The following is an 11,846-nucleotide window of genomic DNA, read 5'->3' on the forward strand; positions in this document are numbered from 1 at the left end:
CAACCGCGTCGCCGGCACCTGAGCGCCGGCTGCGCTCAGTCGCGTTGACCTGGCACCACCGCCTGACCAAGCCTGACTTCCGCCACCAGACCACCGCCTTCGCGATTGCGCAACGTGAGCCCGCCGCCCGCAGCCTCCGCCAGCTGCTGCGCAATTGCCAGACCCAACCCCGTGCCACCCGTTTCGCGGCTGCGCGAATTCTCCAGCCGCACAAACGGCTGCAACACCGCCTCGAGCTTGTCTTCGGGAATGCCCGGCCCGCGGTCGCGCACCTCGATCACCACGGCGTCGCCGTCGCGGCGCACATCCAATTCCGCCGCGCCGCCAAACTTGATGGCGTTGTCGGTCAGGTTGGTCAACACGCGGCGCAATGCATGCGGGCGCGTGACGATCGCGCCGGTGGCATGCTGCTCCAGCGTGACGGGCTTGCCGGTGTCCTGATAGTCGTACACCAGGCTTTCGACAAACGATCCGACATCGATGCGTGAGGGCTTTTCACCATCGCCATGCGCGCTGCGCGCATAGGCCAGCCCCTCGCGCACGAGCGTTTCAATCTCGGCCAGATCGCTCAGCAGCTTGCGCTTCTCTTCGGAGTCTTCGGCCAATTCGGCGCGCAGCTTCATGCGTGTGATGGGCGTCTGCAAGTCATGCGAAATGGCGGCCAGAATCTGCACGCGCTCTTCGACAAAGCGGGCAATGCGCTGGCGCATGGCGTTGAACGCGTGCGCCGCGCGCGCCAGTTCGGTCGGGCCGTTCTCGTCCAGGGGCGGCGTCTGCGCGTTGGGGTTGAGTGCATCGGCGGCATCGGCCAATGCCACCAGCGGCCGGATCGACAGCCGCACCGCAAACCAGCAGCACACGATCAGCAACAGCAATTGCACCACCAGCACATACGGCAGCCACTGCGCGATGGGCGTCATGCGCGGATGCACGTCAATGGTGAGCGTGCTGCCGTCGCTGAGCGTCAGGTGTGCCTGCAGCTGCTTGCCGTCGCCGGGAATCGACTCCACCGTCACGGGAAAGCGGCCGCCGCTGGCCTCGCTGATGCGCGCGGCGATGTCCTTGCCGCGCTGCGTCATCTCCGGCACGCCGGGCAAACCCGGGCCGAGGATGTACTGATAGTTGCCGCGGTTCAGACGCGGCAGCCACTGCGGGCGCTCGTCGGCAGGCAGGCGGTCGAGGATGGCGATGGCCGTGGACACATCCGTTTCCAGCGTGCCGAGCATCACCTCGCGCGCGCTCATGTAGCGCTCGGAAAACAGCACGGCAAACGACAGCGCATACGCCACCACCAAACCCGCCAGCAGGATCACAAAGAGGCGCGAGCCCAGCGTCCGTGGCCATGCCCGGGCGCGCATGCTCAGGGTTGCGGTCATTGGCGTGCCTCCTTGATCTCCACCGGCTTGGCAAAGACGTAGCCTTCGCTGCGCACGGTCTTGATGTACGCCGGATCGCGCGCATCGTCATTCAGGCGCTGGCGCAGGCGGCTGACGAGCAGGTCGACGGATCGCTCGAACATCTCGGCCTCGCGCCCCTGCGTGAGGTTGAGCAGTTGGTCGCGGTTGAACACGCGCATCGGGTGGTCGACAAACACGCGCAGCAGCCGGTATTCCGCGCCGCTCAGCGCAACGATGGTGCCTTCGGCATCGATCAGGTGGCGCGCGGTGGTGTCGAGCTGCCAATCACCAAAGGCCAGCATCTGGCCCGCTTCGGAAATCTGCAGGTTGGGCGGCAGCATGCGCGTGCGGCGCAGCACGGCCTTGATGCGGGCAAGCAGTTCGCGCGCGGCAAACGGCTTGGCCAGGTAATCGTCGGCGCCCATTTCCAGGCCGATGATGCGGTCGGTCTCGTCGTCGCGCGCGGTCAGCATCAGCACGGGCGTCGCCTTGTGCTTGCCGGCGCGCAGTTCGCGGCACAGCACCAGGCCGTCGTCGCCGGGCAGCATCAGGTCGAGCACGATCAGGTCGACGGTGTTGGCCTCCAGGAACGCACGCATGTGGCGCCCATCGGGCGAGGCGGTCACACGCAGGCCGTTCTTGGTGAGATAGGTCGAAACGAGTTCGCGGATCTCGCGGTCATCATCGACGATCAGGATGTGGTCGACGTGGGCGTCCATGGGAGTGACCTCGGCACGATGGAAGGTGGAAGGAAGGCGCCATTTTGCGCCTCTCCGAGTGACGCAGCGAGCCCGTGTTGTATCGCAATGCATCTGGCGGATGCGTTTGTACAGTTCGATACAAAGTCGCCCCTGCGGCGATACATGCCAGCTACGCGCGCGGCGTCTGATGGAGGCCATCCCGATCCCTTGCGGAGGAATGTCCACCATGAGCCTGCTGATACTCGCCTACCTGGGCGGCGCGCTGACCATCCTGAGCCCGTGCATCCTGCCCGTTCTGCCGTTCGTGCTGAGCCGTACCAACCAGCCGTTTGTGCGCGGCAAGCTGCCGATGCTCGCCGGCATGGCGCTCACCTTTGCCGGCTTTGCGACGCTGCTGTCGGCCGGCGGCGCGTGGGCGGTGCGGGCCAATGAAGTCGGCCGGTTTGCCGCACTCGCGCTGCTGGCCGTGTTCGGGCTGTCGCTGCTGTGGCCACGGCTGGCCGATCTGATGGCCCGGCCGGCGGTGGCGCTGGGCAACCGGCTGGCGGGGCAGGCATCAACGGGCGATGCCTCGGCAGACCCTTCGGTGGCGGGCTCGCTGCTGCTGGGCGTCGCCACGGGGATGCTGTGGGCGCCGTGCGCGGGTCCGATCCTCGGTTTGGTGCTGACCGGCGTGGCGCTCAACGGCGCGAGCGTGTCCAGCGCGCTGGCGCTGGCCGCCTACGCGGCGGGTGCGGCTACGTCATTGGCGGCAGCGCTGGGGCTGGGCGGCCGCGTGTTCACCGCCATGAAGCGCTCCATGGGCCTGGGCGAGTGGGCGCGTCGCATCATGGGCGCAAGCGTGCTGGGCGGCGTGGCGCTCATCGGCCTCGGGGCCGATACCGGCTTGTTGGCGCGCCTGTCTTCCGGCGGCACCACGCAGCTTGAGCAAGCGCTGGTCAACGGGCTGGGCGTGAACCGGCCGGCGCCGCAAGGCAGCCTCAACGTGGTGTCCGAAGCCCACGCCGCACCCGTGGCAAAACCCAGCGGTTTGCCCGTGGAGGGCCGCCTGGCCTCGTTCGACGGCGCGGTGCAGTGGCTCAACTCTCCGCCGCTCACGGGCGACCAACTGCGCGGCAAGGTCACGCTGGTCTATTTCTGGACGTACTCGTGCATCAACTGCATCCGCACGCTGCCGTACCTGCGCGCGTGGGCCGACAAGTACAAGGACCAGGGCCTGACCGTGGTGGGCGTGCATACGCCGGAATTCGCCTTCGAGAAGTCGCCCGAGAACGTCGCCCGCGCCGTCAGCGGCTTCCGCGTCAATTTTCCGGTCGCCATCGACAGCAACTACCGCATCTGGAACGCCTTCCACAACAGCTACTGGCCCGCCGCGTACTTTGTCGATGCGCAAGGCAACATCCGGCACCACCAGTTTGGCGAGGGCGACTACGCCACCTCTGAACGCGTCATCCAGGCCTTGCTGGCGGAGGCAGGCAACCAGCAGGTGGCGGGTGGCGTTGTCGTGCCCGATGCCCCCGGGGCGCAAGCGGCACCGGACCTGAACAACATCCGCTCGCCGGAAACGTACGTCGGTTATGCGCAAGCCACCGGCTTCGCATCGCCCGGCGGTGCGCAGGTCGGCACATCGCACGCATACAGCGTCGGCAAGCTCGGCCTCAACGATTGGGGCTTGTCCGGCCAATGGACCATCGATGCCGAGCAGGCCACGCTCGACCGCGCTGGCGGCAGCATCGTCTACCGCTTCCACGCGCGTGACCTGCACCTCGTGCTCGGCCCCGCCGCCGACGGCCGTGCCGTGCGCTTCACCGTCACGATCGACGGCAAGGCCCCCGGCGAGAGCCACGGCGCCGATACCGATGCCAACGGCAACGGCGCCGTCACGCAAACGCGCCTCTACCAGCTCGTCCGCCAGGCCGGCACGGTGGGCGAGCACACCTTCGAGATCCGTTTTCTCGATGCCGGGGCGCATGCCTACGCCTTCACCTTCGGATGAGGCCGCCCTTTCCTTTTGTACGCGTTTGTATCCAGCCGCGACACAGATACGTACCCAGACAAAACGGCCCTTCCGCGCTACTTCAGGGATACGTCGGCCTTCTCTAATACGTCTCGTGGCCCCGGCAACCAGCGAACACCCAGCCGCTGACGCCGGGACGCAAATCCAACCCTCAAGCCTTTCCCCTTCATCAAAAAGGAGATCACCATGACCCGCATCGAAAACGTTCTGTACACCGCCAAGGTCAACGTCACCGGCGGCCGCGACGGCCAGGCGCACAGCGACGACGACCGCCTGAACCTGAAGCTCTCGCCCCCGGGCAGCAGCGGCCGCGGCACGAACCCCGAGCAACTGTTTGCCGCAGGCTGGTCGGCCTGCTTTATCGGTGCGATGGGCCGCGCGGCCAGCCAGATGAAGATCAAGCTGCCGGCCGATCTGGCCTTGAACACCGAAGTCGACCTGGGCACCACCGACGACGCGTTCTTCCTGCAGGCGCGGCTGAACGTGAGCCTGCCCGGCCTGGACCGCGACGTGGCGCAAGCCGTGGTGAAAGCGGCCCACCAGCTCTGCCCGTATTCGAAGGCCACGCGCGGCAACATCCACGTCGAGCTGAACCTGGTCTGACGCACCACACCTGACGCACCCCACGGCCCGCCGCCCGCCGCAGGCTACCTGCAGCCGGCGGGCCTTCGCTCTCAACCTTTCACGGAGTCCACATCATGCGCACAACGTTCCGCGCCGCCCTCGCGGCACTGGCCATCGGCGCCGTCTACTTTGTCGGGACGGGCGCGCCCGCCTTCAGCCAGACCGCAGCCACCGGCGCCGCCGCGCCAGAATTCACGGGCATCAACCAGTGGCTGAACTCGCCGCCGCTGTCCATGAAAGACCTGCGCGGCAAGGTCGTGCTGGTGGATTTCTGGACGTACTCCTGCATCAACTGCCTCAACACGCTGCCGCACGTGAAGCAGTGGTACGACAAATACAAGGATCAGGGCCTGGTCGTGGTGGGCGTGCACACGCCGGAATACGCGTTCGAAAAATCGACCACCAACGTGCAGGAAGCGCTCAAGCGCCTGGACGTGCGCTATCCGGTCGCGCAGGACAACAGCTACGCAACGTGGTCGGCCTTCCACAACCAGTTCTGGCCCGCGCTGTACCTGATCGATGCCGACGGGCGCATCGTCTACCAGCACTTTGGTGAAGGCCGCTACGCCGAGACGGAAGCGGCCATCCAGAAGCTGCTGGCCAATCAAAAGCCGCAGAAGCCCGCGTGATGGCGCGGTGTGAAACAACCCGCCCCAGCAGTGCTTACGAGCGCCAGCGGGCGGGACGTTTTTCCAGGAAGGCGTCGATGCCCTCACCGGCGTCTTCTTCCATCATGTTGCGGGCCATGACGTCGCCTGCGTACGCATAGGCATCGGCAAGCGGCATCTGGCGTTGCCGGTAGAACATCGCCTTGCCGTAGCGGATGGCGGTGGGGCTTTTCGACACGATGTCCGCCACCTTGCGGGCCACCGCGTCATCCAGCTCCGCCGCCGGCACGGCCTCGTTGATGAGCCCCCAGTCAGCCGCCGTGGCGGCATCGATAAAGCGGCCCGTCACGAGCATGTCGAACGCCCGCTTGGCAAGCACGTTGCGCGACAACGCCACCGCGGGCGTCGAACAGAACAGGCCGACGTTGATGCCCGACACCGCAAAGCGCGCCGCGTCCGAAGCGATGGCCAGATCGCAACTGCCGACCAACTGGCAACCTGCCGCAGTCGCCACGCCATGCACGCGCGCAATGACCGGCACCGGCAGCGCCTGGATCGCCTGCATCACCACGCTGCAGCGCGCAAACAGCGCCTGGTAATACGCAAGCTCCGGCGTGCCGCGCATTTCACGCAGATCATGCCCGGCACAGAACGCCCTGCCTTCGGCGCCGAGCACCACGCAGCGCACCGTCGCGTCTTGCGCAATGTCGTCCAGCACGCGCTGCAGCGCATCCAGCATGGCTTCAGACAACGCATTGAACTGCAGCGGCCGATTCAGCCGCAGCGTGACGACGCCGTCGCGGTCATCGCGCAGGATGGGCTCGTCGGTGGCGGTATGGGTGGTGGGATGAGGTTGCATGCGCACTCCTTTGCAGGGTGGTGCCGTGAGGTGGGCACCAGTCTATCGCTGCGGAGCGCGGGCCGCACTCGGGCGTTCCCCGTAACACCCTGCTGGCCGCCACCGGCACCCGGCCTGAAAGTTCTACCCCTTTCGCCGCGTTGACATTGGGTGGCCGGCTGACTATCACGCGTCTATAGCGAGGGTTGCCCGGGCAACGCAATCGCCGCACAGTCGCACAGCAAGTCACACCACAAGCGAACGAGTGACACCGTCACCGCAAAGGGGGCCAACGTGATGTCGGAAACGCTGGACATGCAGCGAGGCTTGTTGCTGAGCCTCTCTCCAGGACGCCGGACGTACTGGATGGCGCAGGCGGTGGCGCTGCTGTCGCTGGTGGTGCTGGTGTCGGCCGTACCGTTCGCCAAGGTGCAACTGGCGCATCTTCCGTCGTTCGTGCCGCTTTACGAATCGGCCCTCATCCTCAATGACCTGATTACCGCCGCGCTGCTCTTCGGACAGTTCGCCATCACGCGGTCGCGCGCCATGCTGGCGCTCGCCAGCGGCTACCTGTTCACGGCTGCCACGGCGGTGGGGCACTTGCTGTCGTTTCCGGGGCTGTTCGCTTCCGGCGGCCTGCTGGGCGCGGGGCCGCAGAGCACTGCGTGGATCTACATGTTCTGGCACGCGGGCTTTCCGCTGTTTGTCATCGCTTACGCCGTGCTCAAGAAGCGCGAAGAGCAGGAGCCCGGCCGCTTCCCGGTTCATACGCTCACGCGACAAACGGCGCTTGGCACCGTGGCGGCCGTGCTGGGCGCAGCGGCCGCCTGTGTGGCGCTGGCCACCGCCGGCGAGCACCTGCTGCCCGCCATCATGGCCGCCAACCGCTACACGCCCACCATGTGGATCGTCGCAGGCAGCACATGGTGCTTTTGCGTGGTCGCGCTGCTCGTGCTGTGGCGCAGCCGCCCGCACCTGACGCTCGATATCTGGCTGATGGTCGTGCTGTGCGTGTGGATCTGCGACGTGGCGCTCAGCGCCGTATTCAACGGCGGGCGATATGACCTCGGCTTCTATGCCGGCCGCGTGTTCGGGCTGCTGGGCGCGAGCTTTGTGCTGCTGCTGTTGCTGATCGAGAACACGGTGCTGCACTCACGGTTGGCAGCGGCACGGGCAGAGCTCAGGCGGCTGGCGGCGAGCAATATGGGGGATCGGGAAGGCTGACTGCACCTGCCGGTCCGGTCTGGCGAGAAGCCAAATGTGAGTGACCAACGGAGGTACTTACTCCTGCAACGTCCCCTTTGCTTCTCGGCCGCCCCACCGCATCGCATAGCGCCTCACCACCCCGCGCAACACCCCCACCATGTACTCCTGGTGCCTCGCTTCCTGTTCAGGATCACGCCAGTGCGGCACCGGATACCGCTCACCCTGCAAGTTCACGCCCTGCGCATCGGCCGCCCGCTGCCGCCACTCCTGCAGCACCTGATCGAGCTGCGCGTCGTCGTTCTGGTACCAGGCCTGCACCGCCCGATCGCCCAGCAGGCGCTGCCGCAGGCGGTCACGCTGTTCGCGCCAGATGGCGATGCGTTCGATATCCACAGTGGCGGGCTGCATGTCGCTGCTCAGGTGCTGGGCAGCCAGCAACGCGTCATGTGCCTGCATGTACGCCTGATAGCGCTCAGCCAACTGCAGGGCGTCCGCCAGCGCGGGGGGCGGCAGCGTACTTTCTAAATAGGCTTTCAACTGGCCGGCCCGATCCTGTTCGGGCTTGAGCAGGAACGTGTTGAACACGTTCAGCAACGCGGTGTCCACAACCAGCGTCTGCTGTTCGGTGATGGTGAGCGCAGGAGCGTCGCCCACTCCGGCCGACGTTGTGATCGGCGTACGGTTGGGCGCCGACGATGTGACAGCGGCGGCTGATGCGCGCGGCTCAGCCGCTGCAGCGCTTTTTGAGTCGGGCAACCGCGTCGTCATTACGCCAATCGACAGGCCGACGACGGCCGCAAGCACCGCAGCGGCGCTCAGATACAAGCCGCGCCGGTCGCGCGGGGCTTCAGTCCGGACTCGCATTGAAGGCGCCCGCGCCATGCACGACCGTGCGGCGCCGCCGCATGGCGAGGTACATGTTGCCGATCAGAACGAACAGCTCGGCACGCTGCCCGACATCGTGAAGCTCGACGTGGTCACGCCGGTGCCCGACGGCACATCGTTCGACTTGTAGAGGCCGACATTGGCGTACTGGTCACCGCTTTGCGCCGTGGCATCCAGGCTGACGTTGGCCAGGTAGGCATTGACCGGGAAGCTCGCGTTGCGGCCGGCGATCTTCGTGTACGCACCCGACACCGATTGCGTGGAATACGCGCCGTTGACGACGATGTTCGACAGCGACGGGCTGCCGCCGGTCGTGCACGCGTTGTAGTTCGTGTCCATCACGATCAGGTGCTTCACGCCGGTCATGCAGGTATTGACGTAGCTCACCTGCTTGACGGTGAGTGAACACGGCCCCGTCTTCACGTTGATGCCGTTGTTGTTGGTGGACTGCGTGCCGCTCAGGTCATTCCCATACACGTAGTTGTTCGTGAACAGGATGTTAGACACGGTGTTCTTGTCGATGCTGCCCACCGAGAGGCCATGCGTGCCGTGCAGCCGCGTGTTCGACACCGTCACGTTGGAGATGTCGCCCGAGTTGGTCTTGACGGCAATGCCATCGTCGCCGGCTTCGATATCGGATTGCGTGACGGTGGCGTTGGTCAGGCTGTCGATGTCGATGCCGTCTGCGTTCTTGCGCGTGGCCGGCGTGCGGATGGACACACCCCACGCGGTAAAGCCGTTGCCGCCCTCCACATAGAGGTTCGGGTGCGCGGCCTGGGCCAGCGTGACGTTGTAGACGGTGAAGTTCGTGATGTTGCTCGCCTGCACCAGGCGCGGCGTGCCGGTGATGATGTCGCCACGGCCATCCACCGTGCCCGGGCCCATGAGCGATGCATTGGCGCCCGTGAACGACAGCAGGTTGGCGTTGCTGCTGTAGCTGTCGTTGCCGAACAGCGTCACGCCGGAATTGATCACGAGCCCCGCCCCGCTGATGGACAGGCTGCCCGTGTAAAACGCGTCATTCGAGCCCGAAGCGGCCAGCACCACGCTCTTGCCGGTGCCTTTGCAGTTGGTCAGTGCCTGCTGAATGACGCTGGTGTCGTCAGACGAAGACGGCGGCGGCGACGCACGCTGCGCGCTTGAATAGCGCGCGTTGATCGTCGTACAGATGCCCGGATACGTCGGCTGCGTGACAGTGCGGCTGTCTCCCGTGGCCAACGTCTGTGCCCCAGCGGAGCCCGCAGCGCCGGCAGCCAGCAAGGATGCGGTCAGGATCAACCCGGCCTTGGTTTGCATGTTCATCGATGTCTCACTCTTGTCTTGGTGTTCGGCACCGGAAGGGCAGCGTTTCGGTGCCACCTGGGCAGACCGCACCCGTGCCTGAAGATATATCAGAGGTAATCCATTGGTATACCAGTGAGGAAAGTTGAGCATTCAACCTGAAGCCGGCTCGATGGGCGTTTCGCCGCCGAAGACTTGTCCGCAAATACGAATGCACGCCGCCATATCGCCGCCTGAAGGGTGACGCCACGGGGGCGGTTGCCTAAGATGCCGCCCTCTCGGCTGGTCGCTACAAGCCGCCATGCCGGGCCCGGCGGTCATGCACAACACCACGCGCATGACCGCCAACCCTGGCCGCCACTCCGTGCAATCCACTCCCGATGTCGAAGATCAGCAGCGCGAACGGTATCCCGCCACGGCATGAAAGCGCGCCCGGCGCGTCGCACGCAGCGGCCTCGGCGCGCGTTGCACCTTCGCCCGCCTGCGTACCGCGGGTGCCCGGCCCGGGACTCACGCAATTGCCCAAACCCGCCGCCACACGCCAACCCGCCCCGCCAACCCGGGTCAAAGCCTTGCGGACGCTGGAAACGCGGCAGCGGCTGCACCGCTTGCGCAAGGAACTCGGCAAGATCGACCCACCACCCGCCTGTGCCGAAGACGCCCATACCGACATCCTCGCGGCCATGGCGCGCGCCGGCCTGGGCGGCTGGACATTGCCGGCCCTGTCCGATGCGGCCAATCTGCGCCACGCGGATGGATCGGTGATGGTGTCGCTGGTGTCGCACACCATCGTCTTCAACGCGGGCGGCGCGTTCCGCATCATCGACCTGCTGCCGCCTGGCAGCGTGTACTTCGAGTTGGCCGGGCGCGACGGCGCAGCGTTTGTGCTGCCGTGCGTCTGTGCCCCCGTCGCGGCCGATTAACGCACGGCGCCACTGCGTTTGGCAGCTCGTCCCGGTATCTCAAAAATTCTCGCCTCAGGGTTATCCGCCATTTCGGCCGGCGCTCACCTTTTCGACACTCCTGCCACACCACCAATAAAACAAGGGGCGGAGACAGGTATGGACCGGAGGCAATTCGTACGGAGTTCAGTTGCACTGGGCGGCGCAATGATGCTGTCGCCCATGGCGCGCGCGGCGGAAGCCGGTGTGTTTGCAGACAAGATCGTCTTTGGGCAGACGGTCGGGTTCGACAGCGTCTGGGGCGGGCTGTACAAGAACTACACCAACGGCCTGCTGGCGGGCTTTGAACAGGTCAACGCCCAGGGCGGCGTGGCCGGGCGCAAGCTGGTCGTCAAGCGGCTCGAAGACAACTACCTGCCCGACAAGGCCGTGGCCAACGTCAAGACGCTGGTGCAGGAAGGCGTGTTCGGACTGGTATGCATGGGCGGCACCGGCAACACCATCGCCACGCTGCCGCTGCTGGAGCAATACCGCCTGCCGATGGTGGGCGCCATGACCGGCGCCACCGCCGCGCGCAAACCGAGCGCACCGCTGTTCCATACGCGCGCCAGCTACGCCGACGAAGTCACGAAGATGGTGCAGCACGCCACCACCATCGGGCTCAAGCGCGTGGCCGTGGTCTACCAGGACAACCCCTTCGGCTCCGGCAATGCCGACGCTGCCAAGGCTGCGGCCAGCAAGTTCGGCGCGCAGATCGTCGCGCTCATCCCGCACAACGCCAAGGGCGACGACATCGACATGGTGGTCGACAAGATTGCCGCGGCCAATCCGCAGACCACGCTGCTGTTCACGTCGCCCACCTCCGTGGCCGACATGCTCACGCGCTATCAGGCCAAGCACGGCCCCGTGCCGCTGCCGCAGCCGTGGATCCTGTCGGTCACCACGCCCAAGACCGTGTTCGAGAAGGCAGGCCCGCTGGCCCACGGCGTGGCTGTCACGCAGGTCATGCCCGGCCCCAACGCGCGCACGCAGCCGCTCGTGCGCGCGTTTCGCGAAGCCAACGACAAGTTTGGTGACCACGGCAACCAGACCTACGAAGCGGTGGAGGGCTTTCTCACCGCCCGCGTCATCGTGGATGGCCTGCGTGCCTGCGGCAGCAACCCCACGCGCGACGGCTTCATCCAGGCGCTGGAAGGCTTCGGCACACGCGACTTTGGCGGCGTGCGCGTGCACTACGACCGCAACAACCACGCAGGGCTCGACTACGTGGACGTCACCATGATCGGCAGCAGCGGTCATCTGGTCGGCTGAACCGCGCGCACCTTGTGCCGCGACGCACACCGGTGGCAACATGGCGCCATGCAACGCGTGGCCGGCCAGCCAGCAG

Annotated in this window: 12 protein-coding genes; 7 read left to right on the forward strand and 5 right to left on the reverse strand. The window is 66.1% G+C overall.

What is annotated here, in order from left to right; translation table 11 throughout:
- Nucleotides 1-35: 35 nt before the first annotated feature.
- Nucleotides 36-1,376, reverse strand: a complete 1,341-nt coding sequence (locus R2669_RS04320) for a sensor histidine kinase (protein ID WP_316898802.1) — start codon at nucleotides 1,374-1,376, stop codon at nucleotides 36-38.
- Nucleotides 1,373-2,116 carry a response regulator gene (locus R2669_RS04325; RefSeq protein ID WP_027679497.1) on the reverse strand — a complete coding sequence of 248 codons (744 nt, stop codon included), beginning with the start codon at nucleotides 2,114-2,116 and terminating at the stop codon, nucleotides 1,373-1,375. Before R2669_RS04325 ends, R2669_RS04320 begins: the two co-directional genes overlap by 4 nt.
- A 208-nt stretch (nucleotides 2,117-2,324) precedes the next feature.
- On the opposite strand from R2669_RS04325, the gene R2669_RS04330 reads away from it, so the two are divergent.
- The 3 genes from R2669_RS04330 to R2669_RS04340 all read left to right on the forward strand — a co-directional run bounded on the left by R2669_RS04330 (nucleotide 2,325) and on the right by R2669_RS04340 (nucleotide 5,368).
- On the forward strand, nucleotides 2,325-4,094 hold the full coding sequence (locus R2669_RS04330; RefSeq protein ID WP_316898804.1) for a cytochrome c biogenesis protein DipZ: 1,770 nt from the start codon (nucleotides 2,325-2,327) through the stop codon (nucleotides 4,092-4,094).
- A gap of 207 nt (nucleotides 4,095-4,301) precedes the next feature.
- Nucleotides 4,302-4,718: an organic hydroperoxide resistance protein gene (locus R2669_RS04335; protein WP_316898806.1), complete on the forward strand. Its 417-nt coding sequence runs from the start codon at nucleotides 4,302-4,304 to the stop codon at nucleotides 4,716-4,718.
- A 95-nt stretch (nucleotides 4,719-4,813) separates the two neighbouring features.
- Nucleotides 4,814-5,368, forward strand: a complete 555-nt coding sequence (locus R2669_RS04340) for a thioredoxin family protein (protein WP_316890250.1) — start codon at nucleotides 4,814-4,816, stop codon at nucleotides 5,366-5,368.
- Between the two features lie 34 nt (nucleotides 5,369-5,402).
- Here R2669_RS04340 and R2669_RS04345 read toward each other — a convergent pair whose 3' ends face one another.
- Nucleotides 5,403-6,206 (reverse strand): enoyl-CoA hydratase, encoded by an 804-nt coding sequence (locus tag R2669_RS04345; protein ID WP_316898808.1) that lies wholly within the window; start codon nucleotides 6,204-6,206, stop codon nucleotides 5,403-5,405.
- A 276-nt stretch (nucleotides 6,207-6,482) separates the two neighbouring features.
- On the opposite strand from R2669_RS04345, the gene R2669_RS04350 reads away from it, so the two are divergent.
- Entirely contained in the window at nucleotides 6,483-7,409 is a 927-nt protein-coding gene (locus R2669_RS04350) for an MASE4 domain-containing protein (RefSeq protein WP_316898811.1), read from the forward strand.
- Between the two features lie 57 nt (nucleotides 7,410-7,466).
- Here the strand turns inward: R2669_RS04350 and R2669_RS04355 are convergent, their stop codons facing one another.
- Both R2669_RS04355 and R2669_RS04360 read right to left on the reverse strand, forming a co-directional pair.
- Entirely contained in the window at nucleotides 7,467-8,255 is a 789-nt protein-coding gene (locus R2669_RS04355; protein ID WP_316898812.1) for a hypothetical protein, read from the reverse strand.
- Between the two features lie 63 nt (nucleotides 8,256-8,318).
- Nucleotides 8,319-9,578, reverse strand: coding sequence for a glycosyl hydrolase family 28 protein (locus R2669_RS04360; RefSeq protein WP_316875476.1), 1,260 nt, complete (start codon nucleotides 9,576-9,578; stop codon nucleotides 8,319-8,321).
- 280 nt (nucleotides 9,579-9,858) lie between these two features.
- Between R2669_RS04360 and R2669_RS04365 the strand changes: the two genes are divergently transcribed.
- The 3 genes from R2669_RS04365 (at nucleotide 9,859) to R2669_RS04375 (ending at nucleotide 11,770) form a co-directional block, all read left to right on the forward strand.
- A complete protein-coding gene (locus R2669_RS04365; protein WP_316898814.1) occupies nucleotides 9,859-9,981 on the forward strand; it encodes a hypothetical protein in 123 nt (40 codons plus the stop codon).
- Between the two features lie 148 nt (nucleotides 9,982-10,129).
- Nucleotides 10,130-10,480, forward strand: coding sequence for a hypothetical protein (locus R2669_RS04370; RefSeq protein WP_316898816.1), 351 nt, complete (start codon nucleotides 10,130-10,132; stop codon nucleotides 10,478-10,480).
- A gap of 138 nt (nucleotides 10,481-10,618) precedes the next feature.
- Entirely contained in the window at nucleotides 10,619-11,770 is a 1,152-nt protein-coding gene (locus tag R2669_RS04375) for an ABC transporter substrate-binding protein (RefSeq protein ID WP_316898817.1), read from the forward strand.
- Nucleotides 11,771-11,846 lie beyond the last annotated feature (76 nt).

This window comes from Ralstonia edaphi (genome assembly GCF_958350185.1).
Classification (GTDB): Bacteria; Pseudomonadota; Gammaproteobacteria; order Burkholderiales; family Burkholderiaceae; genus Ralstonia; species Ralstonia edaphi.